At 70.8% G+C, this 24,498-nt stretch carries 24 protein-coding genes; 10 read left to right on the forward strand and 14 right to left on the reverse strand.

Translation table 11 applies throughout. The annotated features are described in order from the left end of the window. Positions 1 to 86 precede the first annotated feature (86 nt). From AC4D16_RS06440 to AC4D16_RS06450, 3 genes are read right to left on the reverse strand one after another with little or no spacing between them, the layout of a single operon-like run. Positions 87 to 1,181 (reverse strand): polyprenyl synthetase family protein, encoded by a 1,095-nt coding sequence (locus AC4D16_RS06440; protein WP_490954336.1) that lies wholly within the window; start codon positions 1,179 to 1,181, stop codon positions 87 to 89. A 9-nt stretch (positions 1,182 to 1,190) separates the two neighbouring features. Further along, entirely contained in the window at positions 1,191 to 2,507 is a 1,317-nt protein-coding gene (locus tag AC4D16_RS06445) for a geranylgeranyl reductase family protein (RefSeq protein WP_490954337.1), read from the reverse strand. Beyond that, positions 2,508 to 3,272, reverse strand: a complete 765-nt coding sequence (locus tag AC4D16_RS06450; protein ID WP_490954338.1) for a demethylmenaquinone methyltransferase — start codon at positions 3,270 to 3,272, stop codon at positions 2,508 to 2,510. A gap of 120 nt (positions 3,273 to 3,392) precedes the next feature. On the opposite strand from AC4D16_RS06450, the gene AC4D16_RS06455 reads away from it, so the two are divergent. The 4 genes from AC4D16_RS06455 (at position 3,393) to AC4D16_RS06470 (ending at position 7,249) form a co-directional block, all read left to right on the forward strand. After that, entirely contained in the window at positions 3,393 to 4,742 is a 1,350-nt protein-coding gene (locus AC4D16_RS06455) for an isochorismate synthase (RefSeq protein WP_490948206.1), read from the forward strand. A gap of 84 nt (positions 4,743 to 4,826) precedes the next feature. Then, positions 4,827 to 5,615 (forward strand): transporter substrate-binding domain-containing protein, encoded by a 789-nt coding sequence (locus tag AC4D16_RS06460; protein ID WP_490948205.1) that lies wholly within the window; start codon positions 4,827 to 4,829, stop codon positions 5,613 to 5,615. A gap of 84 nt (positions 5,616 to 5,699) precedes the next feature. Next, complete coding sequence (locus AC4D16_RS06465) at positions 5,700 to 6,485, forward strand: amino acid ABC transporter permease (protein WP_490954339.1); 786 nt, start codon at positions 5,700 to 5,702, stop codon at positions 6,483 to 6,485. 5 nt (positions 6,486 to 6,490) lie between these two features. Further along, the gene (locus tag AC4D16_RS06470) at positions 6,491 to 7,249 is read left to right on the forward strand and encodes an amino acid ABC transporter ATP-binding protein (protein ID WP_490948203.1); all 759 of its coding nucleotides are present in this window, start codon (positions 6,491 to 6,493) and stop codon (positions 7,247 to 7,249) included. On the opposite strand, the gene menD is transcribed toward AC4D16_RS06470, so the two are convergent. The 4 genes from menD to AC4D16_RS06490 all read right to left on the reverse strand — a co-directional run bounded on the left by menD (position 7,250) and on the right by AC4D16_RS06490 (position 13,543). Further along, positions 7,250 to 9,139: a 2-succinyl-5-enolpyruvyl-6-hydroxy-3-cyclohexene-1-carboxylic-acid synthase gene (gene menD, locus AC4D16_RS06475; RefSeq protein WP_490954340.1), complete on the reverse strand. Its 1,890-nt coding sequence runs from the start codon at positions 9,137 to 9,139 to the stop codon at positions 7,250 to 7,252. A 162-nt stretch (positions 9,140 to 9,301) separates the two neighbouring features. Beyond that, positions 9,302 to 11,467 (reverse strand): PhoX family protein, encoded by a 2,166-nt coding sequence (locus AC4D16_RS06480; RefSeq protein WP_490954341.1) that lies wholly within the window; start codon positions 11,465 to 11,467, stop codon positions 9,302 to 9,304. A 121-nt stretch (positions 11,468 to 11,588) separates the two neighbouring features. Next, complete coding sequence (locus AC4D16_RS06485) at positions 11,589 to 12,392, reverse strand: gamma-glutamyl-gamma-aminobutyrate hydrolase family protein (RefSeq protein WP_490954342.1); 804 nt, start codon at positions 12,390 to 12,392, stop codon at positions 11,589 to 11,591. A 77-nt stretch (positions 12,393 to 12,469) separates the two neighbouring features. After that, the gene (locus AC4D16_RS06490; protein ID WP_490954343.1) at positions 12,470 to 13,543 is read right to left on the reverse strand and encodes an o-succinylbenzoate synthase; all 1,074 of its coding nucleotides are present in this window, start codon (positions 13,541 to 13,543) and stop codon (positions 12,470 to 12,472) included. Between the two features lie 40 nt (positions 13,544 to 13,583). Between AC4D16_RS06490 and AC4D16_RS06495 the strand changes: the two genes are divergently transcribed. The 3 genes from AC4D16_RS06495 to AC4D16_RS06505 all read left to right on the forward strand — a co-directional run bounded on the left by AC4D16_RS06495 (position 13,584) and on the right by AC4D16_RS06505 (position 16,451). Then, complete coding sequence (locus AC4D16_RS06495) at positions 13,584 to 14,498, forward strand: phosphatase PAP2 family protein (protein ID WP_490954344.1); 915 nt, start codon at positions 13,584 to 13,586, stop codon at positions 14,496 to 14,498. A gap of 134 nt (positions 14,499 to 14,632) precedes the next feature. Next, positions 14,633 to 15,781, forward strand: a complete 1,149-nt coding sequence (locus tag AC4D16_RS06500; protein WP_490954345.1) for a zinc-dependent alcohol dehydrogenase — start codon at positions 14,633 to 14,635, stop codon at positions 15,779 to 15,781. A 106-nt stretch (positions 15,782 to 15,887) separates the two neighbouring features. Then, complete coding sequence (locus AC4D16_RS06505; RefSeq protein ID WP_490948763.1) at positions 15,888 to 16,451, forward strand: hypothetical protein; 564 nt, start codon at positions 15,888 to 15,890, stop codon at positions 16,449 to 16,451. A gap of 272 nt (positions 16,452 to 16,723) precedes the next feature. Here the strand turns inward: AC4D16_RS06505 and AC4D16_RS06510 are convergent, their stop codons facing one another. The 7 genes from AC4D16_RS06510 to AC4D16_RS06540 form a co-directional block, all read right to left on the reverse strand. Then, positions 16,724 to 17,935: an MFS transporter gene (locus AC4D16_RS06510; protein WP_490954346.1), complete on the reverse strand. Its 1,212-nt coding sequence runs from the start codon at positions 17,933 to 17,935 to the stop codon at positions 16,724 to 16,726. A 133-nt stretch (positions 17,936 to 18,068) separates the two neighbouring features. Next, positions 18,069 to 18,377: a hypothetical protein gene (locus tag AC4D16_RS06515; RefSeq protein ID WP_490954347.1), complete on the reverse strand. Its 309-nt coding sequence runs from the start codon at positions 18,375 to 18,377 to the stop codon at positions 18,069 to 18,071. A 48-nt stretch (positions 18,378 to 18,425) separates the two neighbouring features. Continuing rightward, positions 18,426 to 18,887: a VOC family protein gene (locus AC4D16_RS06520; protein ID WP_490954348.1), complete on the reverse strand. Its 462-nt coding sequence runs from the start codon at positions 18,885 to 18,887 to the stop codon at positions 18,426 to 18,428. A 9-nt stretch (positions 18,888 to 18,896) separates the two neighbouring features. After that, entirely contained in the window at positions 18,897 to 19,277 is a 381-nt protein-coding gene (gene crcB / locus AC4D16_RS06525) for a fluoride efflux transporter CrcB (RefSeq protein ID WP_490954349.1), read from the reverse strand. Beyond that, complete coding sequence (locus tag AC4D16_RS06530; RefSeq protein WP_490948194.1) at positions 19,274 to 19,807, reverse strand: fluoride efflux transporter FluC; 534 nt, start codon at positions 19,805 to 19,807, stop codon at positions 19,274 to 19,276. Before AC4D16_RS06530 ends, crcB begins: the two co-directional genes overlap by 4 nt. Further along, positions 19,800 to 20,546: a dienelactone hydrolase family protein gene (locus AC4D16_RS06535; RefSeq protein ID WP_490954350.1), complete on the reverse strand. Its 747-nt coding sequence runs from the start codon at positions 20,544 to 20,546 to the stop codon at positions 19,800 to 19,802. Before AC4D16_RS06535 ends, AC4D16_RS06530 begins: the two co-directional genes overlap by 8 nt. 94 nt (positions 20,547 to 20,640) lie before the next feature. Further along, a complete protein-coding gene (locus AC4D16_RS06540; protein ID WP_490954351.1) occupies positions 20,641 to 21,162 on the reverse strand; it encodes a GNAT family N-acetyltransferase in 522 nt (173 codons plus the stop codon). Positions 21,163 to 21,379: 217 nt separating this feature from the next. On the opposite strand from AC4D16_RS06540, the gene AC4D16_RS06545 reads away from it, so the two are divergent. The 3 genes from AC4D16_RS06545 to AC4D16_RS06555 all read left to right on the forward strand — a co-directional run bounded on the left by AC4D16_RS06545 (position 21,380) and on the right by AC4D16_RS06555 (position 24,495). Continuing rightward, positions 21,380 to 21,742, forward strand: a complete 363-nt coding sequence (locus AC4D16_RS06545; RefSeq protein ID WP_490954683.1) for a GNAT family N-acetyltransferase — start codon at positions 21,380 to 21,382, stop codon at positions 21,740 to 21,742. Between the two features lie 149 nt (positions 21,743 to 21,891). Beyond that, entirely contained in the window at positions 21,892 to 23,505 is a 1,614-nt protein-coding gene (locus tag AC4D16_RS06550; RefSeq protein ID WP_490954352.1) for an SLC13 family permease, read from the forward strand. 108 nt (positions 23,506 to 23,613) lie between these two features. Continuing rightward, complete coding sequence (locus AC4D16_RS06555; RefSeq protein WP_490954353.1) at positions 23,614 to 24,495, forward strand: carbonic anhydrase; 882 nt, start codon at positions 23,614 to 23,616, stop codon at positions 24,493 to 24,495. The last annotated feature ends 3 nt before the right edge of the window (positions 24,496 to 24,498 follow it).

Here is a 24,498-nt window from a genome sequence, read left to right on the forward strand (position 1 = left end):
GAAGCCGCAGGGACGGCGCACCGGGTGAGCCGCCAGAAGCCGCAGGGACGGCGCACCGGCGTGAGCCGGCAGAAGCCGGAGGAGCGCTAGACGTCCCTGCTGACCACCGCGTACGCGAAGCTCGTCAGGGCCCGCTTCACCACGCTGTCCGGCAGCGGAGCGAGAACCTCCACGGCGTCCTCGGCCCACTGCTGCGCCACGGCCCAGGCGGCCTGCGTCTGCGGGTGCTCACGGACGGCGGTGACCGCAGCCGCGAGCGCCTCGTCCGAGGTGAGGTCGCTGTCCACCAGCGCGACGACGTCGGCCGCCGACACGTCGCCCGCCGCGGCAGCGCGCCGCAGCAGGAGGACGGGGAGCGTGGGAACGCCTTCGCGCAGGTCCGTGCCGGGCGCCTTGCCCGACTTCACCTTGAGCCCGGTCACGTCGATGACGTCGTCGGCGAGCTGGAAGGCGACGCCCACCTTCTCGCCGTAGGCCACCATGATGTCGACGACCTCGCGCGGCGTGTCAGCGAAGATCGCACCGAGCTGGCCGGACGCGGCGACGAGCGAGCCGGTCTTGTCCGCAATGACGGAGAGGTAGTGCTCGAGGTCGTCCTGCCCGTCGCGGGGTCCCACGGTCTCGTGGAGCTGGCCGAGGCAGAGCCGCTCGAAGGTGCGGGCCTGGATGCCGAGCGCTTCCCCGCCGAGTTCGGAAACGAGGATCGAGGCGCGCGCGAAGATGAGGTCGCCCGTGAGGATGGCCACGGAGTTGCCCCACACCTCGTGGGCCGTGGGTCCGCCGCGGCGGAACGGCGCCGAATCCATGACGTCGTCGTGGTACAGCGTCGCGAGGTGGGTCAGCTCGACGACGACGGCGGCCTGCACCACCTTGGTGCGCGTCGGGTTGCCGAGGTGCGAGGCGAGGATGGTCAGGAGGGGGCGGATACGCTTGCCCCCGGCCTCGACGAGGTGCCGGCTGGTGGCATCCGCGAGCGGATCCGAGTTGGCGATGGCCCCGCGGAGCTGCTTCTCCACCTCCATGAGGCACGAGGAGACAGACGGGCCGAGCTCCGGGTCCTCCGCGATGAGGTCGAAACCGGGAGGCAGACGGACCGCCTCGGCGTCGTCCGGAAGGTCCGTCATGTTCAGCGCGCTGCCCCGACCCACGCTGGTCCACCCGGAGTTGAAGGAATCTGTCACGGTCTAAGACTAACCACGTGCGGCGGCGCTGTGCGCATGCAGGCGGCCCGCCAGCGACGGCTGGTTGGAGGTCTTGGGCACCAGGGACTCGAGGAGGTGGATGACGCGGTCCTCGAAGCCCTTCCCGCCCGAATCGGTGAGGTTGCCGAGCATCCGCACCACGAAGCGCATGAGCAGCGGCACCGGCATGCCGGTGCGCAGGGCGAGTGTGAGGATGGCGGGCTTGCCGATGAGGTGCGCGAAGATGCGGCCCATGGTGAAGTGACTGCCCCACTGCTCGCGGACGTAGGGCGCGTACCCGGACATCACCTGGTCACGGCCGAGCACCGAACCGATACCCTCGGCCCGCACGATGAACTCGGCGGCGTAGCGCGCGGACTCCATGGCGTAGGAGATGCCCTCGCCGTTGAACGGGGACACCATGCCCCCGGCGTCGCCGAGCAGCAGCATGCCGGGGCTGTAGTGCGGGGTGCGGTTGAAGCCCATGGGGAGGGCGGCGCCGCGGATCTCGCCCACCTGGTTCTCCGATGAGAAGCCCCACTCCGAGGGCATCCCCGCGGTCCAGTCGCGGAGCACCTGCTTGTAGTCGAGCTTCCCGAACTCCGCGGAGGAGTTGAGGATGCCGAGACCCACGTTGGAGGTGCCGTCGCCCACCCCGAACACCCAGCCGTAGCCGGGAAGGGGCTTGCCGGTGGCGTCGGGCAGCTCGAGCCAGCCCTCCATCCATTCGTCGTCGGTGCGCGGGCTCGTGAAGTAGGTGCGGACGGCGACGCCGAGCGGGCGGTCGTCGCGCTTCTGCATCCCGAGGCTCACGGCGGTGCGTGTGGAGTTGCCGTCGGCCGCCAGGACGACGTCGGCCGCGAAGTCGCGGGTCTCGCCCGTCCTCCGGCCGTCGGCGTCCAGCAGGTTCACGGTGACGCCGGTGACGCGGCCGGTCTCGTCGCGCACGGCCGTGGTGACGGAGTGCCCCTCGAGGATGGTGGCGCCGGCGGTCCGCGCGTGCGACGCCAGAGCCTCGTCGAAGCCGAGGCGCGTACGGACCAGCCCGTAGTCGGGGAAGTCGCTCAGCTCGGGCCAGGGCACCTCGATGCTCCGCTTGCCGGCGATGAGGCGGAGGCCGCGGTTGCGCCGGAAGCCCTCACCCTCGCCGTGCGGCAGGCCGAGCAGCTGCAGTTCGCGGCTCGCGCGGGGCGTCAGCCCGTCCCCGCAGACCTTCTCGCGCGGGAAATAGGTCTTCTCGAGGACGGTCACCTCGACCCCGGCCTGCGCCAGGTAGTAGGCCGCCGTGGAGCCCGCGGGCCCGGCGCCGACGATCAGGACGCGCATCTAGCTCACGGCCGTCGTGCGGCGGCGCAGGCGGACCTGCCCCGGCAGCGGTGGTTCCTCGCCGGGGGCGGCAGGTGCCTTGACGGCCCGGTGGACCGCGACGATCCCGCCGTTGAGGTTCCGGTACCGGACGTCCTCCCAGCCGCTCTCGCCGATCCAGGCGGCGAGCTCGTCCTGGCCCGGCCAGGCGCGGATCGACTCGGCGAGGTACACGTAGGCGTCCGGGTTGGAACTGACCTTGCGGGCGATCGCCGGCAGGGCCCGCATCAGGTACTCGGTGTAGGTGGTGCGCCAGAGGGCCACGGTGGGCTGGGAGAACTCGGCGATCACGAGGCTACCGCCGGGGCGCGTGACCCTGAGCATCTCGGCGAGTGCCTTCTTCGGCTCGTTGACGTTGCGGAGGCCGAAGGAGATGGTCGAGGCGTCGAAGGAGTTGTCCGCGAACGGGAGGTTCGTGGCGTCGCCGGCCACGAAATCGATGTCCGGGCGCCGGCGCTTGCCGACCTTCAGCATGCCGAGTGAAAAGTCGCAGGCGACGACGTCGATGCCGGCGTCCGCGTACGGCTCGCTGGACGTGCCCGTGCCGGCCGCGAGGTCCAGGACCCGTTGGCCGGGTTCGGCCGCGACGGCGTCGACCACGATCCGGCGCCACCGACGGGTCTGGCCGAGGGACAGGACGTCGTTGACGACGTCGTACTTGGGCGCCACGTCGTCGAACATGGCTGCTACTTCGTCAGGCCGCTTCTCCAGCGATGCACGATTCACCCCGTCATTGTCTCAAACAAATGACGGCGCCCCTGACGCCCGGAGGGAGGCCCGGCAGGAGGCCGGGGGCGGCGTCGGCGCGGATTCCCGCGTGAAACCGCGGAGTAGGCTTGAAGCATCATGAGTACTTCGTCCCTCACCGCGCTGACGCCCGCGCCCGGACAGTCCCGCGGGCTCCGCAGCATCACGGTGGCCCGCGCGGACATGGACCCGCGGTCGGGCCTCCTCGAGTACGTGGTCCGCAACGACGTCCACACCTGGATCCGCCGCGGCGGCGGCCTCGTGGCCTACGGCGAAGCCGCGCGTTTCACGGTCACCGGCCCGGATCGCTTCACCCAGGCCCAGGCGTGGTGGCGCCGCGAACTGGCTGGTGCGCACGTGGTGGACGAGCTCGACGTCCCCGGCTCCGGCCTCATCGCCTTCGGCTCGTTCGCCTTCTCGAAGACCTCCCTCCACGAGTCCCGCCTCATAGTCCCCGAGGTGGTGGTGGGCTGCGACGCCGCGGGCAGGAGCTGGCTCACGTTCATCACGGACGACGCCGACGCCGAGCTGAGCGCGGAGGCCGCCGAGGCGGCCCTCGCCGCCTACCTGCTCGAGCCCGATACGGACCGCATGCCGAGCCCGGGCGACACCCTCGGACCCGGCGTCCTCAGCGAGGACCAGTACAAGACGGCGGTGGCGGAGGGCGTCACGCACGTCCAGGCCGGCGAGCTCAGCAAGCTCGTCCTGGCGCGCGACGTCGTCGCGCACCTCGACAGCCCCATCGCCACCGCGCAGGTGCTCCGTGAGCTCGCGGTGCGCTACGAGGACTGCTGGACCTACGCCGTGGACGGGCTGATCGGTTCCACCCCCGAGATGCTGATCAAGGTCGAGGAGAACACCGCCCGGGCCCGGGTGCTCGCCGGCACCCTGGACCGCGCGAACGCCCCCGCGGACGACCCCGACTACGCGACGCGCGTCCTCGCCGGCTCGGACAAGCAGCTGCACGAGCACCAGATCGCCATCGACTCGCTGACGGCAACACTGCAGCCCTTCACGAGCTCCATGACCTCGCACAGCGCACCGTTCGTGCTGCAGCTGCCCAACGTGTGGCACCTCGCCTCCGACGTCACGGCGCAGCTCGCGGCCGACGACGACGGCCAGGTACCGACGTCCCTGGCCCTGGTGCAGGCCCTGCACCCCACGGCGGCCGTGTGCGGCACCCCGACCACGGTGGCCGGCGCGCTGATCCGCGAACTCGAACACCTTCAGCGCGGACCGTATGCGGGGCCGGTGGGCTGGATCGACGCGAGCGGCAACGGCGAGTGGGGCATCGCCCTGCGGGGCGCCGTGGTGGAGACCCCCACCCGCGTGCGGCTCTACGCGGGCTGCGGCATCGTGGAGGGCTCGCAGCCCGAGGCCGAGCTCGCCGAGACCTGGAGCAAGTTCCGACCGATGATCGAGGCGCTGGGCCTCAAGCGCCGGGCGTAGCCACGTCGCTCCACCCACGTCTGGCTACAATCAGCAGGGCTTTTTCACCGTTCAGCGTCATCCATCCGCTCAAGTGAGGTAACCATGCTTTCCAACAAGACCGGCCTGCTGGCCGTGGCCGCAGCCGCCGTCCTGGCGCTCAGCGCGTGCGGAGGGGGCTCGGACGACGCGGGCTCCGCCGAGGAAGGTGGGCTCGATCTCGTGTCCGACGGCTCCCTGACCGTCTGCTCGGACATCCCCTACCCGCCCTTCGAGTACGAGGAGAACGGCGAGTACACCGGCTTCGACATGGACCTCATGAAGGAGATTGCCGCCGGGATGGACCTCGAGCTCGCAGTCCAGGACGTCGGCTTCGACGGGCTCCAGAGCGGGGCCGTGCTCGGCGCCGGGACCTGCGACATCGGTGCGAGCGCCGTGACCATCACCGCGGATCGCCAGGAGAACCTCGCCTTCTCGGACCCGTACTACGACTCCCTGCAGTCCATCCTCGTACCCGAGGACTCCGACGTCGCATCGATCGAGGACCTCGCCGGCAAGAAGGTCGGCGTCCAGCAGGGCACCACCGGTGCCATCTACGCAGAGGAGAATGCGCCGGAGGCCGAGCTCGTCCAGTACCCCTCGGACGCCGAGATGTACGCGGCGATCCAGGCGGGCAACGTCGACGCCCTTCTCCAGGACCTGCCGGTCAACCTCGGCCACACGGAGGACGGCGCCTTCACCATCGCCCAGGAGCTGCCCACCGACGAGCAGTACGGCTTCATCATGTCCAAAGAGGGCAGCGAGGAGCTGGTGACCGCGGTCAACGAGCAGCTGGCCACGCTGCGCGACGACGGCAGGTACCAGGAGATCTACGACACCTACTTCTCGGAGTAGGAACACCACGGTCCGTGCGGCGTCGGTGTCGATGACTCCGGCGCCGCACGGGCGCCACCTCCCGAAGGAAGGTCGTTCCCCCGCGTGAAACGCTCGACACGCAGACGCCTCACGCAGGGCGTCCTCTACGCGGTATTCATCGCCGTGATCCTCGTCGTCCTCCTGTCTGCGGACTGGGGGCGAATCCAGCCCTACTTCTTCAACCTCGACGTGGCACGGGAGGCATTCCCCGAAGTCCTCACGATCGCGGCGAGGAACACCATCGTCTACACGGCGATCGCCTTCGTGGGCGGCATGCTCTTCGGGCTGCTCCTTGCGCTCATGAAGCTCTCCCCCGTCCTGCCCTACCGCTGGCTCGCGACCGCCTACATCGAACTCTTCCGCGGGCTGCCGGCGCTTCTCGTGATCTTCGGTTTCGCGTTCGCGGTGCCCATCGCCTTCCAGTGGCAGGCTCCGGGCGGCAGCGTGGGCGCCGGGCTGATCGGCCTGATCGTGGTCTCGGCGGCCTACATCGCGGAGACCATCCGAGCGGGTATCGAGGCTGTGCCCAAGGGCCAGGTCGAGGCTGCCCGGTCCCTCGGCATGGGGTCCACGTGGACCCTGATCACCGTCGTGCTCCCGCAGGCGTTCCGCATCATCACCCCTCCCCTGACGAACGAACTCGTGATCCTCATCAAGGACACCTCGCTGCTCTTCATCGCGGGCATGGCGATCGGTGACCGTGAACTCACGACCTTCGCCCGCGACTCCCTGACCAACTCGGCGAACGCGACCCCGCTGGTGCTCGCGGCCCTGCTCTACCTCGTCATCACGTTGCCGCTGACCCAGCTCGTCGCGAAGCTCGAACGACACAACAAGAGAGGCCGTTGATCCGCATGGCACGCACAGCATCGGGAACCGCGGCGGTCCCGGCGATCGAGGTCCGCGCACTCTGCAAGAACTTCGGCAGCAACGAGGTGCTCAAGGGCATCGACTTCCACGTGGACCAGGGCGAGGTGGTCTGCGTCATCGGCCCTTCGGGCTCCGGGAAGTCCACCCTCCTGCGCTGCGTGAACCGCCTGGAGGAGCCGACCTCCGGCACGGTCATGGTGGAGGGCATCGACATCACGGACAGCGAGACCGACCTCGACGACGTCCGCACGCGCATCGGCATGGTCTTCCAGCAGTTCAATCTCTTCCCGCACCTCAGCGTGCTGAAGAACCTCACCCTCGCCCAGCAGCGCGCCAAGAAGCGGGGCAAGGCCGAGGCCATCGAGGTGGCGCGGCGCAACCTCGCCAAGGTAGGGCTCTCGGAGAAGGCCGACGCGTTCCCCTCCCAGCTCTCGGGTGGGCAGCAGCAGCGCGTCGCCATCGCGCGGGCCCTGTCGATGGACCCGGACATGATGCTCTTCGACGAGCCGACCAGTGCCCTGGACCCCGAACTCGTCGGCGACGTCCTGGAGGTCATGAAGCAGCTCGCCCGCGAGGGCATGACCATGATGGTCGTGACGCACGAGATGGGTTTTGCCCGCGAGGTGGGCGACCGCGTGGTGTTCATGGACGGCGGCGTGGTGGTGGAGCAGGGCAAGCCCGAGGACGTGCTCGGCGATCCGCAACACGAGAGGACGCAGCTCTTCCTCTCGAAGGTGCTCTAGCTAGGAGACCGTCACGTCCGCGACGGTGCGGCGGATGCGCGCGTGGAGGTCGCGGAGCGAGCCCCGGTCGGCGCGCACCTCGACGACGGACCGTCCCACGATGGGCCCCGCGAGGGCGGCGTCGAGATCCTCCGGCGTCGTCGCCCGTGCGTACCGCACCCCGTACGCGGCGGCGAGGGCCGCGACGTCCACGCTGTGCGGCGTACCGAACAACCGCTCGACGGCGGCACCGTAGCGCGCCGTGGTGGTCGCCGCCCCGTGCTCGAGCAGGCCGAAGATGCCGCCTCCGGCGTCGTTGAGCACCACGATCTGCAGGTCGGGCTGCGGCTCCCCGCTGCCCAGCAGAAGCCCGCCGACGTCGTGCAGGAACGTGAGGTCCCCCATCAGTGCCCGCGTTGGGATCCCCGCGGCGAGGGCCACGCCGGTGGCGGTGGAGATGGTGCCGTCGATCCCGGCCAGGCCGCGGTTGGCGTACACCTCGAGGGGGTGCCAGTCGGTGGCGGCCACGAGGTCCACGTCGCGGATGGGGTTGGAGGACCCGAGCACGAGGTTCCCGTCGGTGTGCTCCCAGACGGCGTCGGCGACGTGGAGTCCCGTCAGCCGGCCCTCCTTCTCGAGCAGCATGCGGATGGCGGCATCGGCTGCGGCTCCTGCCTCGCGCCAGCACCTCAGCCACCCAGGCGCCCCGCGCCCGGCGAACGCGAGCAGCTCGGGCAGGGAGTCGATGATGCGCTCCGGGCGCTTGCCCTCCTCGAACCAGGCCACCGGCTCGGGCAGGTAGAGCGCGTGCTCGACGTCGGCGCGGGCGAGCAGCGCGGTCACCGGCCGGGAGAGGGTGGGCCGCCCGAACGTCACGACGCGCGTGATCGCCGACCCGATGTGCTCGAGCAGCAGGCGGTACGGCGCGATGGCGCTACTGCCGAAGCGTGCGTTCGACGACGGCTCGGCGAGGAGGGGAAGGTCGAGGTGCGCGGCGAACACGGCGGCGAGCTCCCCGGCCCCATGGCCCGCGACGACGACGGTGGTGGCGTCGGCGCCCCCGTCTGATGCGGCGCGGGGCGTCGCGGAGGTCGCCGCATGGCTCGTGTCGGCGGGCTGAGCGGCGGTCGGATGTTCGCCGATGGCAGCGGTCGCAGCGGGTATGACCGCGGCGGCGGGTGACGCGGTCATACCAGCCATGGAGGTCGGCGCGGGCGACGCGGGCGTAGCGACCGTCGTGGGCGACTCCTCCACAGCGGGCGACGGCGTTGTCGCGGCGGACGATGCCGGCACTGCAGCAGCGGTCCCGGCGGCGGACGTGGAGTCGGCTGTTCCCGCCGGGACGAGCGGGTCGCGGAAGGCGAGGTTGAGATGTGCGGGCCCCGGGGGCGCCGTCGTCCTGCCGCCGGCCGGTGATCCGACGGCGGCGTACAGCGCGGCGCCGATGCGGGCCGTGGGGTCATCCCCCGCCGGGACGTCGATGCCGGCGCGCACGTGCACGCCGAAGAGGTCCGGTTGCACGGTGGTCTGGTTCGCGCCGGTACCGCGCAGTTCCTCGGGCCGGTCCGCCGTGATGACCACGAGCGGCACAGCGGCGTGGTTCGCCTCCATCACCGCCGGCAGGAGCTCCCCCACCGCGGTACCCGACGTCGTGACGATCGCCGCGGGACGGTGCCCGCCGAGGGCGAGCCCCAACGCGGTGAAGGCACCGGAACGTTCGTCGATCCGGACGTGCAGCCGTACGGTACCCGCCGCTTCCGCCTCGGCGAGCGCGTACGCGAGGGGCGCGCTCCGCGACCCGGGAGCGATCACGACGTCCGTCACCCCTGCGGAGACCAGCGCGCGGATGGCGAGCGCGGCCGCGGTGGCGGAGTCGAGGGATTCGAGGGAGCCAGGAGGAGTTTCGGTCACGCCTCCATCCTCACACCACAACCGGCCCGCGGGGTTCTCCCTCGGGAGTGGACCGCGCCGAGGAACCTCCCGTCGGTGCGTCGGGAGGAATCCGGCCGATACCCGCGGAAACGACGACGCACCCCCTCCGGCCGGAGGGGGTGCGTCGTCGTGCGCCAGGTGCTACTTGCCGTCGCCGCTCTCGCGGGCCTCGGCGACCGAGGACTTCGGGCGCGGCTTGCCCGGCTGACGCTTCCCGCGGCCCTTGTGGTCCTCCTTGGGACCCTGTGCGCCGTTGTAGATCTGCACCACGGACGGACGCGGCAGGGCGGCCTCACCCGCACGGGGGATGCCGCCGAGGGGCACGTAGTCCGGGAAGAGCGAGGACTGTGCGGCCCACGAGCCGTCCTCACCCGGGTGCTGGACGGCGACGAAGACGCTTCCGTCCTGGTCGCGGATGACCGGCCCGCACGTCTCCGCCTCGCGGGGCACCGCGAGGAACTGCTGCACGCGGCCGCGCTCGGCGCCCACGAGACCCACCTTGAAGAGGCCGTCGTTGAAGCCGATGGTGCCCGGCTGACCGTCGGTCGAGATCCAGAGGTTGCCCTCGGAGTCGAACGCCACGTTGTCGGGGCAGGAGATCGGCGAGACCTGGTTGGTGGGGTAGCCGGAGAAGTACGTGGCCGGGTTCTTCGCCGGGTCACCGCAGACGAGCAGCAGGTTCCAGGTGAAGCGGGTGCCGGTCGCGTTGCCGCCGGCCTCCGTGAGCTCCACGACGTGTCCGTCGCGGTTCGCCGTGCGGGGGTTGGCCTCGTCCGCCACGGCGTTGGTACCCACGCCGCGGTTGGTGTTGTTCGTGCAGGCCACGTAGACCTTGCCCGAGACGGGGTTCGGCTCCACGTCCTCGCAGCGGTCCATCTTGGTGGCGCCCAGCTTGTCCGCGGCGATGCGCGTGTACACGGCCACCTCGGCGGCGGTCATGCCTGCGACCACGGACTGGTTGTCGATGAGCAGGGGCAGCCACTCGCCCACGCCGTCGAATGCGCCGTCGGTGGGAACCGCGCCGCTGCCGTTGATCTCGGCCACGGAGTTGCCCTGGAACCGAGCCACGTAGAGCGAGCCCTCGCTCAGGAGCGTCATGTTCGCGCTACGGGCGGCGGGGCTGTTGCCCGGCTGCACCTTCTTCGTGGACACGAACTTGTAGAGGTAGTCGAAGCGCTCGTCGTCGCCCATGTACGCGACCACGCGGCCGTCGGAGGCGACCGTCACGTTGGCGCCCTCGTGCTTGAAGCGGCCCAGTGCGGAGTGCTTCTTCGGCGTGGACGTCGGATCGAAGGGGTCCACCTCGACGATGTACCCGAAGCGGTTCGTCTCGTTCTCGTAGCCCGCGTTCCGCGTGTCCCAGCGCGGCTCGTCGATCTCCCAGCCGCGCGAGGTGGGGCGGTTGGTGATGCCGTAGCGGCGGTCGCCCGCACTGGTACCGGGTGCCACGAAGTAGCCGTTGAAGTTCTCCTCGCCGGAGAGGATGGTGCCCCACGGCGTGGTTCCGCCGGCGCAGTTGCCGAGCGTGCCGAGGATGGAGCGGCCCGTGGGGTCGTCCTTGGTCTTCAGCAGGTCGGAGCCCGCGGCGGGGCCCGTGACCTCGTAGGGCGTGGTGGTGAGGTAGCGGCGGTTGAGCGGTGCGCCCTGAACGTAGGACCACGGCTTGCCCGGGCCCTTGCGCTCGAGCTCGACGACGGAGAGTCCGTGGGCGGCCTTGCCGATGCCGCGGACCTCGGCGGCGGGCAGGGTGGGCGGCACCATGATGTTCTCGTTGGTGTACTCGTGGTTCGCGAACAGCACCGCGCGGCGGCCCTTGCTGCCCTCGATCTCGATGACGTCGGTGTAGTCGCAGTTGTAGCCGAACTGCAGGGTCTGCGCGGCGGCCGTCTGGTTGTTCGGGTCGAACGCGGGCGCGCCGGCGAACAGCGGGTCACCCCAGCGGATCACCGGCTTCCAGCCGTAGCCCTGCGGAACGGTCATGTCGTCCACGAGGGCGTCGACCGGCGGGATGGCGTTGAACGCGAGCGGACCGGAAGGCACGCCGGGCTTCTTGCCGGGCGCGGCCTGGGCCGGCGATGCGCCTGTCTGGGACGCGACGAGCAGCGTCAGTGCGCCCGCGGCCCCCACGCCGAGTGCGCTGCGACGCGAGTACTCGCTCGAGACGATGTCGCGGAAGTAGTTGTTGCTGCTGGTGTTGCAGACGGCCTCGGAGCACGCATTGTCACACTTGAGCGCGCAGGTGACAGCGCTGCGCTTGCCCTTCGTGTGGCCGAGCATGGGGAGCAGGCGGCGCGTGGTTTCAGTCATGGGGGTGTACCTCTCACGGAGATGAACGGCGTTCGCGGTCAACAGTGCCGAGATGACCTGAACAGCCGATGGGCGCGTCGGTGAACACGAGGTGAACGGCGCCCGAACAGGATCTGCTCCGTCACCCGGCCGGGAGCACCGCCTCCTGCAGCACGTCCTCGAGGGACACGGCCCGGGACCGGGCGAGCTGCCGCTCCCGGGCGGCCTGCACGAAGGGGTCGAACAGCGCGGTCTCGGTGGGGCTCTGCTCCGGGTGCCACTGCACGCCGATGCAGAAGCGGTTGTGCGGCAACTCGACGGCCTCGACGACGCCCTCCGCGCTCCACGCCGAGGGCTGGAGGCCGAGCCCCAGGCGGTTCACCGCCTGGTGGTGGGACACCGGTGCGCCCTCGAGCCGTTGCCTGCCGAGGATGGGCGCCACCTGGGATCCGGGCCTCAGATCGACGGGGATCGGGGTGAAGCGGTGGTCGCCGAGCTGGTAGGTGCTGCCGCGGACGACCTCGGGGAGGTGTTGGTGCAGTGACCCGCCGAGTGCGACGTTGAGCATCTGCTCGCCGCGGCAGATACCGAGCAGGGGCAGGTCCATCCGGACGGCCTCCCGCGTGACGGCGTGGTCCCAGGCGTCCCTCAGCCGGTGGGGCTCGTCCGTCTCCGGGTGCCGCGCCTCGCCGTAGAGGGCCGAGTCGACGTCCCAGCCGCCCACGACGATCACGCCGTCGAGCCACGAGAGCAGCTGCCCGACCACCCCGCCGCCCGTTCCCTGCGGGGGCAGCAGCACGGGGATGGCGCCGGCGGCGAGCACGGGCTCGAGGTAGTTCCGGGGCAGGAACGCGGCGTCGAGGGTCCCGCAGCCCTCCGTTACCGCGGGATCGAGGTAGAACGTCAGGCCGACGACCGGCAGAGGCTGCGCTTCTGAACCTGTCAAGGGTGTGTTCCTTCCACGAAGACCATGGACGATTCACCCTGGACCGCTCGCGTTGACCGCGTATTTCCTGCGTGTGATCATCCCGTGTCGCCCGCGGCGGCCCCCCGCTCCCGCGCTGCGAGGATCGCGTACGTCCGGGCCAGCCGCGCCAGCCACCAGCGCCTGGTCCCCTCCGGCGCCGCGAACGCGCCGAGCCTCTCCTCGGACACCTCGACCTCGCGGACGGGCAGGGTGCCGTCCACGGGCACGAGGGAGGCCTCGGTCACGTCACCCGCCATGAGCGAGACGGTCGCGAGCCCGCAGGCGTAGGGCAGGGTGGGCAGCGCGGCGGCCAGGGCCACACCGGCCCGGATGCCCACCGAGGAGTCGAGTGCGGAACTGACGACGGCGGGGAGCCCGGCCTGCCCGATGATCCGCAGGGCCCGCCGCACTCCCCCGAGCGGCGGCGCCTTGATGACCAGGAGGTCGGCGGCGTCCTCGCGGGCCACGAGCAGGGGGTCCTCCTGACGGCGCACGCTCTCGTCGGCGGCCACGAGGACGGGAAGGCCGCGGCGCTGCAGCTCGAGGCGGACGGCCCGCAGTCCGGGTATGTCCGCCGCCGGCTGCTCGGCGTACTGCAGGTCGAAGGGCGCGAGCGCCTCGAGGGCGCGCAGCGCCTCGTCGACGCCCCACCCGCCGTTGGCGTCGATCTTGATCCCGGCGTGCGGCAGGAGGCGGCGCACCTCGGCCACGCGTGCGACGTCGTCGTGGAGTGCCTGACCGCGCTCGGCGACCTTGACCTTGACCGCGTGGACCGCGCCGAAGCGCTCCAGCACGGCCTCGACGGCGCCGGGCCCGACGGCGGGAACGGTCGCGTTCACCGGCACCGCGTCGCGCCGCGGTGCGGGGAACCCGAGCCACGCGGCCTCCACGGCCCCGGCGAGCCAGGCGGCCGACTCGGCGTCGTCGTACTCGGTGAAGGGGCAGAACTCGCCCCACCCCGCGGGCCCGCGGACCAGGAGCAGCTCCCGCTGGAGCACGCCCCGGAAGCGCACGCGCATGGGCAGGGACACCACGCGAGCCGACGCGACAAGCTCCTCGAGCGGAGGCAGGACGGCTTCGGCGCCGGGGTCGGGGGTCCCCTCGGGGGCGGGCGGCGTCTGGGGTGTCACAGGCTCAGGCTAGCGGCGCGGGTGTGGAACCATGGAGGCGATGACGTCGCAGCGAACATCCCGGGGACCAACACGTGCAGCGCGCTCGCCGCTGCTGTTCGTGCTCGCCGCGCTCGCATGCGCCGTGGTACTCGGCTGGACCTACTGGGCGTTCGTGCGGACCACCACGGGGCAGTTCGCCGACGAGTCCGCGTGGCGGGAGGCGGGCGTGGCGGCGCCGGACACCCAGCTGCCGTTCCTGAGCTTCCTTGACACGCTGCCCGCCGTCTCGATCGTCGTGGCGGCGGCGGCGATCCTCTTCGTCGCCGTCATCAGGAAGCGCTACCCGGCCGCCCTGATCGCGGTCGGCGTGATCGGCGCCTCGAACCTGACCACGCAGATCCTCAAGAACCTCGTCTTCGACCGCCCGGACCGAGGCGTGGCCACACTCGCGTTCAACTCGCTGCCGTCCGGCCACACCACGCTCGCGGCATCGGCGGCCGCGGCGGTGTTCATCATCGTGACGCCCCGCTGGCGCCCGTTCGCCGCAGCCGCGGGCGGGGCGTACTCGGTGCTCGCCGGCGCCGCGACGTTCCTCAACCTGTGGCACCGCCCCGCCGACGTCGTCGCCGCGCTCCTGGTGGTGGGTTTCTGGACGCTCATCGGGGGCCTGGCCGTGATGCGCACCGGGGACCACTGGAACTCCTGGCGCGGGTTCAACTCGTCCTGGCCGGCGGCACGCCTGTGGCTGGCACTGTGCTGGGTGCTCGGGCTCGGCGGACTGGCGGTCTGCGCAGCGCTGTATCTCGCCGTGCCGGCACTCGGGCCTGCCGCCGAGCCGGGCACCGCGAGCGTTCCCCTTTTCTTCTGGTCAGGGCTCGCGTGGATCATCGGCACGGGCTTCACGCTCGCCGCCGCGGCGGGCTGGCTGTTCGCCGCTCAGGCGCGGACGACGCCGCGCGTCACCTCCCCGTAGCACTCGCACGTCATCTCCCCGTAGCACCCGGGCGCCGCCGCCGCACGCGGTGATCGAACCCCGTCCGGCCATTGAGCCGGGGCCCGCACGCTGCCACGCTGACTGGACCGGTCGGTCGAGGGAAGAGGCGTTGGATGAGAGCCATGGTGTACCGCGGGCCCTACAAGATCAGGGTCGAGGAGAAGCCGATGCCCGTCATCGAGCACCCGAACGACGCGATCCTCCGCGTCACGACCGCCGCCATCTGCGGCTCCGACCTGCACCTGTACCACGGGCTCATGCCGGACACGCGGATCGGCCACACGTTCGGCCACGAGTTCATCGGCGTGGTCGAGGAGGTGGGCCCCTCGGTGCAGAACCTGAAGCGCGGCGACCGCGTCATGGTGCCCTTCAACGTCTACTGCGGCTCCTGCTACTACTGTGCGCGCGGCCTCTACTCGAACTGCCACAACGTCAACCCGAACGCGACGGCGGTGGGCGGCATCTACGGCTACTCGCACACCACGGGCGGGTACGACGGCGGTCAGGCCGAGTTCGTGCGCGTGCCCTTCGCGGACGTGGGCCCCCAGCTCATCCCCGAGTGGATGGACAGCGAGGATGCCGTGCTGCTCACCGACGCCCTGGCCACCGGCTACTTCGGCGCGCAGCTCGGGGATATCGTGCAGGGTGACACGGTGGTGGTCTTCGGGGCCGGCCCCGTGGGGCTCTACGCCGCGAAGTCCGCGTGGCTCATGGGCGCGGGCCGCGTGATCGTGGTCGACCACCTCGAATACCGGCTCGAAAAGGCCCGCGTGTTCGCGCAGGCAGAGACCTTCAACTTCGCGGAGTACGACGACATCGTGGTCGAGATGAAGAAGACCACCGACTGGCTCGGAGCGGACGTCGTCATCGATGCCGTGGGTGCGGAGGCGGACGGCAACTTCCTCCAGCAGGTCACCGGCACCAAGCTCAAGCTGCAGGGCGGCTCGCCCATCGCGCTGAACTGGGCCATCGACTCCGTCCGTAAGGGCGGCACGGTCTCCGTCGTCGGCGCCTACGGGCCCATCTTCAGCGCCGTGAAGTTCGGCGACGCACTCAACAAGGGGCTGACGCTGCGCATGAATCAGACGCCCGTGAAACGCCAGTGGCCGCGCCTGTTCGAGCACATCCAGAACGGGTACCTGAAGCCGAACGACATCGTCACGCACCGCATCCCGCTCGAGCACATCGCCGAGGGGTATCACATGTTCTCGGCGAAGCTCGACAACTGCATCAAGACCCTCGTCATCGCGAACCCGAGCTAGGAGGCTCCCCGTGTCAGTGCCCCAGCAGAGGTCGTCCAGCGATCCGACCGAGCCCACCGGACCGCCCACGCCCTCGCCGTCGTCGTCCTCCCGGTCCACCCCCTACGTGGCCAACAAACCCAAGGACGTGCCGTCCCCCGAGGCGCTGCGCGCGCGCATCCCGGGGTGGGGCGTGGACCTCGACCCCAAGGACAGGCCGTCCTACCCGCGGGAGGTCTACGACCCGGGGAGCACGGGGGCCCACTGGGATTACCCGGACGAGCAGCCGGGCCGGGAGGGGCGCGAGCGCTCGATCGAGCACGGACAGTTGACGCCGGTGTTCGGCACCAGCGCTCCCCTGCACGGCGTCTCCGGCGGGATCCGCCGGTACGCCTACCGGTACAGCGAGGGGCGTGCGGCGCACTGGCTGCTGCTGTTGCTCGGGGACCGGGTGGACGCCTGGGGTGCGCATGCGTCGTCGTTCGTGCGCCTGCGCCCCGACAACCCGATCACGGAGACGGGCGTGCTGTCCGAGGGGCGTCGCCACGGAATCGCCTCCCGGTTCGGGAAGAACCGCGCCGACGTCAACCACCAGTGGATCGACCCGATCGTGGTCGGCGGCCCGTGGGTCGCGGGAGCGGCGGGCGCTTTCGTCGTCGTGCGGGCCCTCGCCCGGCGCGTCCGCGCGTAGCCGGCCTACTCTCGAGGGGGCTTCCTCCCACTCCACGGTGGCATCGACTGGGAATGAAGCAGCATTCCCACGTGTGCGTCCTCTGAAGTGGGAGGAGCCGCCCGACGTCGGCCGCCCAGCGACCGCGCGACGGGGCGACTGAGCGACTGAGCGACTGAGCGACGGGGCGACTGAGCGACGGGGCGACGGGTCTACTGCGCGACGGGTCTACTGCGTGACGTCCGTCTGCAGAACCGCGCAGGACGGCGCCGCGCAAACCCTGCGGGCGCGCGTCAGTGGTGCGGGCCCGCCGATCCGGGCGAGCCCTTCGGGATGAAGTACCAGAGCACGCCCGCGCCGAGGAATCCGAGCGCGGCGGTCGCCCAGATGCCCGCTGACAACGTGGCCAGCGCCGTGACGAGGGCCAGCAGCGCCGGGCCGCCCATGTTCCCGAGATCGGTCAGGAGGCGCCAGATCCCGAGGAACTGCGGGCGCCCGGGCGAGGGCGAGAGGTCCGCGCCGAGCGTCATCACGATCCCCGAGCCGATCCCGTTGCCGAACCCGATCAGGAGTGCCACGAGCAGCAGCCCCACGGACTCCGAGGTCAGCGGCAGGAGGGTGAGGGCGGTGCCCATGATGAGCATGCACGGCACGGCGATCCACCGGCGCCCCTTGAGATCCATGATCTTGCCCGAGGGGTAGAAGATCAGCATGTCGATCGCGCCCGAGAGCCCGTAGATGAGTGCCGTTGCCGAGGCGTCGAGGCCGATGTTCTCGGCCCACAGGGGCAGCACGGCCTGCCGTGTGGAGCGGACCGCGGCGATGAGGAGCACCCCGATGCCCAGGGTCAGGAAGACGCGCGTGTGGCTGCGCATGATCGAGCGCACCGTCGGCGGGGGCGGGAAGGCGGAGGAGGACGACGACGGCCCCCCACGGCCGGCCGCCACGAGCTCGGGGACACGCCAGCTGAGGGCAGCGGCGGCGAGGCTCGCGATGCCGCCCACCCAGTAGGCGCCGTCGAGCCCGAGGACGCTCATGGCGGCCGCGGCCGCGAACGGGCCGATGAACACGCCGATGCGGGTGACCCCGCCCAGGGTGGAGAGGGCCCTCGCCCGGTAATGGACCGGCACCGCTTCCGTGAGATAGCTCTGCCGGGCCAGTCCGAAGACGGCGCCGGACATCCCCACCATGAAGACGGCGGCCGCGAACACGGCCAGCGTGGGTGCGGACAACGCGAGGAACATCGCCACCGCGCACCAGAGGGCGGCACCGACGAGGGCCTTGCGCTCACCGAAGCGGGTGGCAATGAGGGTCGCCGGGACGTTCGTGACCAGGGAGCCGATGCCCGAGAGCGTGATCACGAGCGCCGCCGTCGCGACGTCCGCCCCGAGGTCGCGGGCGGTGAGTGCGATGACCGGGAGGATCGCTCCGGTCGCCAGGCCGTAGAGCAGCGACGGACCATAGGCTCCCACCGCGATGGAGCGGAGATCGAAGTCCTTGGGCACCGTCCAACCCTAGTCCGCGGCCGTGCGGGTGCCGGTGCGCTTCCGATGGGGCGTGGTCGGCGAGATCCCGGTCAGCGCCTCATCGAATCAGCACGCAGGGTCAGCACGCCGGGTTGCTACTGACTACGTGGCGCTATTCGCCGCCGTCGGCCCCGAGCCCGCCGGCGTCGAAGGTGGCTCCACCGATGCCCGGCCAGTCGGTGAGGCCGCCGTCGTCGCTCGCGTTCGTGACGGTGGGCGTGGTGTCCCCCGCCCGCAGGTTCGCGATCCTCGTGTAGTCCGGTGCGTCGTCGTCGTCCGGCAGCTGCCACGCCGCCGGGTCCACCGTGTCGAGCGGGACACCCGGGGGCACCTCGCCGGGGATCTGCACCGCGGCATCGGGCCCGAGGGCGCTGACGACGCTCACCTGCAGGGGCACACCCTCGTCATCGTGGTTCGTCATCGATCCTCCGCTTCCTCGTCGGTTCCTCGCCGGTCGGTCGTCAGGGCGCTACTGCTCCTGCTCCGATGATCCCGTGTTCCGCCCGTCCGTCAAGGGGCCCAGTTCCTCGAACAGGGTGAGCTGCAGCCCGGCCGGTGCGCGCAGCCTCGCGTTGAGGGACCGCCAGGGCGTCTCGACGGGCGGTGCGGTGACCTCGGCGCCGCCGTCGCGCGCCCGCACGGTCGCGGCAGCGGCGTCGTCCACCTCGAAGGCCACCCTGATGCGATCGCTCGGCGCACCACCGGCCTCGACGTCGTCGATCATCCGCTTCTGCGCCGGGTTCGCGAGCTCGAGCGTGGCGCGGCCGGCGTCGAGGATGATCACCCGGGCCTCACCCTCACCCTGGAACGCCGCCTCCTCGCGCAGGCCGAGGACGTCCCGGTAGAAGGTGACGGCGGCCTCGTGGTCCTCGACCTCCAGGACGAGGCGCAGCTGCCGGACACCGCGGGTGGAATGGGTTGCATCAGCCATGACGGCAGCCTAGGTGAGCAGGATCGGCACCGACAGGCCCAGCCCGGCCGCGGCGAGGCCGAGCAGCGCAGTACCGGCGCCCGAGAGGATGGCGGCCCGGGCCTCCCCAGCCTGCAGCAGGCGGACGGTCTCGAGGCTCGCGGTGCTGAAGGTCGTGTACCCGCCGAGGAATCCCGTGCCCGCGATCATCACCCACGACGACGGCAGCGCGCCCGTGAGTACGAGCCCCGTGAGCAGCCCGAGGAGCAGCGAACCGCTGATGTTGATGATCATGGTGCCGAGCGGGAGACGGGATCTCGTGCGGGCGCGGATCACGCCGTCGAGCACGAAGCGCGCAACCGCGCCCAGCCCGCCCGCCGCACCGATCGCGAGGACCTCGAGCGGGTTCACGCAATGCCCCCGGGGTCTCGGGGGGAAGAACGACGGCGGGACGGACGACGGCGGGACGGACGACGGCGGGACCGGCCCGCCGCCACGATGCCGAGGACCGCCGCGCCGAGCCCGGTCAGGACCGACACGGCGAGGTAGGCGGCGCCGGCGAGGCCGCGGCCCTCCCCGATGAGCAGCGCGGAGTCGACGGCGAGCGCGCTGTAGGTCGTGAACCCGCCGAGGAAACCCGTTCCGAGAAGGAGCCGCGCCGCCCGCCGCCCGCCGACGTCGGGCCCGCGTACCGCGAGGGCCTCGAGGAGCAGCCCCAGGGCGAAGGCCCCCGAGACGTTGATCAGGAGGATGCCGAGCGGGAGTCCGGCGGGTGTCGGAACCACCGCGGTCAGGCCGAACCGGGCGAGCGTCCCGGCGGTTCCGCCGAGGAACACCAGGGCCAGCGACGCCGGCCGGGCGTGAAGGGGCGTGCCGCCGTCGTGCGCCGCGGCGCTGCCCGCTGACGAGCCGCCGCCGGGCAGCGGGCCGTGCTCAGACAACGTGCCGGGCGAGGAAGTCCAGGGTCCGTACCCAGGCATCCTCGGCGGGTCCGCGACGGTACGCGAAGCGGTTCGAGTCGTTGAAGAACGCGTGGCCGGCGTCGGGGTAGACCATAGCCTCGAAGTCCACGCCGGCACCGGACATGGCGGCGCGGAGCTCCGGCAGGGCGGCGACGAGGCCGTCGTCCTCCTGCCCGTAGAACGCGAGGACCGGCGCCTCGATGCGCCGGAGTTCCTCGTCCGTGAAGTCGGCGTGCCCGTAGAAGGGAACGGCGGCGAGCAGCCGTGGCTCGTGCACGGCGAGCGAGAAGCTGTACGAGCCGCCGAAACAGAACCCGATCACTGCGACCCGCCCGGCGACGTCCTCGTCGGCGTGCAGATGGTCGAAGCAGGCTTTCACGCGCTCGATCGTGACGGCGGCGAACGCCGGGTCGCGAAGCGGGGCGAGCAACGCACGGAGCGTGGGCTGCGCGGCGTTCCGGGCCTCCGGGTCGGGGTTGACGATCGCCTCACCGAGCCCCGCGGTGTTCTCCTCGGTGACGCCCTGATCAGCCAGGAGGTCAGGGGCGACGACGACGTACCCCTCGCGTGCGAAGCGGTCGGCGACGTCGCGGGTGTGGCTCACGAGGCCCCAGATCTCGTGGATGAGCACGAGCCCTCCGCGCACCGTGCCCTCGGGCCGCGCGACATAGGTGGTCAGGGGTCCCGACGGGGTGTCGATCTGCTGCAGGGTGCTCATCCGCCCACACTTGCACGCTTGCCGGGGGGCACGCCAGCCGCTGGAAAGGTCATTGCGGCGCCCCAGGCGGTCGGGCGGTCAGGCGGTCAGGCGGTCAGGCGGTCAGGCGGGCCACCATGCGAAGTTCGTGCAACGGCGGGTCGAAGCGGTCGTCCTTCGTGACGCCGTCCTTCGACCAGCCGTGCCGCTCGTAGAAGGCGATCCCCCGATCGTTACCGTTCGCCACCCACAGGTAGCCCTCCGCATAGCCCATTCCGGCGAGCTCGGCGACCGATCGTGTGAACAGCACCGAGCCGATGCCGCGGGACCACCACGAGGGGGTGAGATTGAGTGCCTGTAGTTCGCCCACACCGGCGTCGACGGCGTCCCGCGGCTTCCCGAAGCCCGACCAGCCCGCCACCCGACCATCAACGACGACAACCAGGTGCCGGACGTCCGAACCACCCACCGAGAGCCGGCGCTCCCATCCCGCCGTGAGTCGATCGAGATCCATGGCGGCGAGGTACGCGGCGGGCAGGATGTCGACGTAGGCCGCACGCCAGGCATCGATCTGTGAACGCGCGACACCCCGCGCGTCGGATGCGAGGGCTTCCCGGATCATGACGTTCGGCTGCATACTCCCCCTCGATCAGGGTGACCGTGGCTGTGGCCACCTAGGGTAACGGTATGTCCCTCCCCAGCCTGCCGGGTGGAGCTCTCCTCCGGGCCCTGTCCCTCGGTGATGCTCGCGCCCTCGCTGCGGCCTACATCGCGAACACCTCGCCCCGTGGGAGCCGTCGCGGCAGGCATCCTTCTTCACCGAGCAGGGTCAGGCAGCGCTGATCGCCACCCACCTGGGAGCGGAGGCGTCCGGAGCTGCGAGGGGGTGGGTGATCGGGCTGGAGGACGCCGTCATCGGCACCATCACGCTGAGCGGGATCGTCCGCGGCCCCTTCCTGAACGCGCATCTCGGCTACTGGCTGGATTCCCGGTTCCAGGGCCTCGGCATATGCTCCGCTGCCGTCACGGAGGTTCTCCGGCGTGCTCGCGACGAGCTGGGACTGCATCGCGTCCAGGCGTCGGTCATGCCTCGGAACACGCCCTCGCGCCGCGTGCTCGAGCGCGCGCACTTCACCTTTATCGGCACTGCGCCGTCCTACCTGCTGATCGCAGGTACGTGGGAGGAACACCTCCTCTACCAGCGGATCCTGTGCTGACGCCGGGGCAGGGACGGCGGGACGCCGGTCCGTCCGAGCGCGCCTCCGCGGGGGAAGCGAAGGAGTGATGCCCTCGACGGCCGTTGAGGCTCTCCTCTGTGACTGTTAGTTTTGTGACCCAACACACAGCGACGTGCGGAGGCGACATCATGAGTCATCAGTCCGAGGGAGCAACGACCAGCGCGGGGGCCGCCCGCCGCGAGGACGAGACGGAGGAACCGTCGCAGTCCGTGGGCCGCGTGTGGCTCCTCAGGGGCGTCGGAATCGTGGTCGCCATCGCGATCTACCTCCTGCTCGGCGGCGCGGACCTCTCGAACGACGCCCGGATCGTCGCGGCCATTGCCGGCCTCATGGCGGTCTGGTGGATGACCGAGGCCCTGCCGCTCTCCGTGACCTCGCTCCTGCCGATCGTTCTGATCCCGATGCTCACGGAGTCAACGGTCGCGGAATCCACGGCACCGTACGCCAATCCCATCGTGTTCCTCTTCCTCGGCGGGTTCCTGATCGCGATCGCCATGCAGAAGTGGAACCTCCACCGTCGCATCGCGCTGCTGACGCTCCGGCGCGTCGGCACGCATCCCAGGCGCATCATCCTCGGCATCATGATCTCCACGGCGTTCCTCTCCATGTGGGTCTCGAACACCGCCACCGCGCTCATGATGCTGCCGATCGCCCTCAGCGTCCTCACCCTCGTGGTCGAGAACAGCCGCGGCAGCACGGCCACCGAGGGCAGCACGAAGAAGGACCTCGCCGCCGGGAAATCGGTCAGCGACGTGGTGGAGGACAAGGAGGTCAGGGTCTTCGGCGTCGCGCTGATCCTCTCCGTCGCGTGGGCGGCGACCATCGGCGGCCTGGGGACCCTCCTCGGGAGCCCGCCGAACGCCATCGTCGCCGGGTACATCCAGACGGAGCTCGGCGAGGATGTCGGGTTCGTCCAGTGGATGATGCTCGGCGTGCCGATCGTCATCACCTTCATCGCCCTCGCCTGGCTGCTCATCACCCGCGTGATCTTCAGGTTCACGCTCGAGGAGATCCCGGGCGGGAAGGAGCTCATCGAGAACGAGATCTCCAAGCTCGGCAGGATGAGCCAGGGCGAGCGGGTGGTCCTCGCGGTCTTCGCAGGCGCGGCCTTCCTGTGGATCGTCCCCGGGCTGGTCTCGAACATCGGCGCCGTCGCCACGGCCGCGCCCTGGCTAGGGAGCTTCGACGACACCGTGATCGCCATCGCGGCGGGCATCGCCCTCTTCCTGATCCCCGCGGACAAGAAGGGGAACATGACCCTCGTGTGGAAGGACGCCGAGAACGGCCTCCCCTGGGGCGTGCTGCTGCTCTTCGGCGGGGGCCTGTCGCTGGCCGGGGCCGTGGCGAGCACCGGACTCGACGCATGGTTCGGCGAGCGCGTGAGTGGCCTCGGCGCGCTACCCGTGATCCTCGTGCTGGCCGCCGTGGTCACCATCGTGCTGCTCCTGACCGAGATCACGAGCAACACCGCGACGGCCGCGACGTTCATCCCGATCCTCGGCGGAGTGGCCGTGGGTATCGGTATCGACCCGCAGACGCTGCTGATCCCCGCCGCGTTGGCGGCGACCTGCGCCTTCATGCTGCCCGTCGGCACGCCGCCGAACGCGATCGTGTACGCGACCGGGAACGTGAAGATCTCCGAGATGGTGCGCGGCGGGATCGTCCTGAACCTGGTCGGCGTCATCCTCATCACCATGTTCACCGTGATCATCGGGCCGTACGCCCTGGGACTGGTGCTCTGACAGGGCATTCGAGCTGCGGGATCCTCTTTTCTCCGAGCGGACGATCAGGTTACTTTGGGAGCCTAACCATCGGGTGCCACCCAGGGCGCCCCGCGACCAAGGATTCCCATGCCCCTTCCAGTACGTTCCCGCAGCTCGGCGTCATTCATCAACCTCTCCCTCGGCGCCCTCGTCCTCGCCGCGGCGCTCGCCGGATGCTCGGCTCCGGAGGAGCCGGTGGCGGTCGAGGCTCCCTCCACCGCTGCGTCGCCCTCCGCTGCCCCGTCCGCATCCGCCGCCGCCCCTTCCGCATCCGCCGCGGAGTCGCCGTCGTCCGCCACCCCACCGCACTGGGCCTACGTCGGCGAGGCGGGCCCCGACCACTGGGGTGAACTCGCCTCGGAGTTCTCCACGTGCGCCACGGGGACGTCGCAATCGCCCATCGACCTGCCGTCGGACGCGGCCGCCGAGGCGGACGATCTGGTGCTGACCTACAGCCCCGTCGGCGAGGAGGCGACGGACACCGGCCACACCCTCCAACTCAACGCCCAGCCAGGGGCGGGCCTCATCTACAACGGCGTCGAGTACACCCTGCAACAGATGCACTACCACGACCCCTCGGAGCACACCGTGGACGGATCGGCAGCACCCGTGGAGTTCCACTTCGTGAACAAGGACGCCGAGGGCAACCTGCTGGTCATCGGCGTGCTCGGCGTCGCGGGTGCGGAGAACCCGGCCTTCGACCCGCTGATCGACGCCGCTCGCGCAGGAGGCAGCCCCGAACCGGCGACCATCGACGTGCAGAGCATGATGCCCTCCTCCCTCCAGCACTTCGCCTACACCGGCAGCCTGACCACGCCGCCCTGCTCGGAGGGCGTCCAGTGGCTGGTCATGCAGACCCCCGTGGAATTGAGCCAGGAGCAGATCGACACGCTCACCGGCCTGTACGAGGGGAACAACCGGCCGGCGCAGCCCCTCAATGAGCGGGCGGTGCACGTCGGCGGCCAGTGACGC

This window comes from Arthrobacter sp. TJ-236, assembly GCF_058269235.1.

Coding starts and splice junctions, on each gene's coding strand:
- AC4D16_RS06535 (WP_490954350.1), bottom strand. CDS start 20,546: ATGAGCACCCTGCAGCAGATCGACACCCCGTCGGGACCCCTGACCACC.
- AC4D16_RS06480 (WP_490954341.1), bottom strand. CDS start 11,467: ATGACTGAAACCACGCGCCGCCTGCTCCCCATGCTCGGCCACACGAAG.
- AC4D16_RS06500 (WP_490954345.1), top strand. CDS start 14,633: ATGAGAGCCATGGTGTACCGCGGGCCCTACAAGATCAGGGTCGAGGAG.
- AC4D16_RS06495 (WP_490954344.1), top strand. CDS start 13,584: ATGACGTCGCAGCGAACATCCCGGGGACCAACACGTGCAGCGCGCTCG.
- AC4D16_RS06515 (WP_490954347.1), bottom strand. CDS start 18,377: ATGACGAACCACGATGACGAGGGTGTGCCCCTGCAGGTGAGCGTCGTC.
- AC4D16_RS06540 (WP_490954351.1), bottom strand. CDS start 21,162: ATGCAGCCGAACGTCATGATCCGGGAAGCCCTCGCATCCGACGCGCGG.
- AC4D16_RS06470 (WP_490948203.1), top strand. CDS start 6,491: ATGGCACGCACAGCATCGGGAACCGCGGCGGTCCCGGCGATCGAGGTC.
- AC4D16_RS06460 (WP_490948205.1), top strand. CDS start 4,827: ATGCTTTCCAACAAGACCGGCCTGCTGGCCGTGGCCGCAGCCGCCGTC.
- AC4D16_RS06550 (WP_490954352.1), top strand. CDS start 21,892: ATGAGTCATCAGTCCGAGGGAGCAACGACCAGCGCGGGGGCCGCCCGC.
- AC4D16_RS06520 (WP_490954348.1), bottom strand. CDS start 18,887: ATGGCTGATGCAACCCATTCCACCCGCGGTGTCCGGCAGCTGCGCCTC.
- AC4D16_RS06455 (WP_490948206.1), top strand. CDS start 3,393: ATGAGTACTTCGTCCCTCACCGCGCTGACGCCCGCGCCCGGACAGTCC.
- AC4D16_RS06445 (WP_490954337.1), bottom strand. CDS start 2,507: ATGCGCGTCCTGATCGTCGGCGCCGGGCCCGCGGGCTCCACGGCGGCC.
- AC4D16_RS06555 (WP_490954353.1), top strand. CDS start 23,614: ATGCCCCTTCCAGTACGTTCCCGCAGCTCGGCGTCATTCATCAACCTC.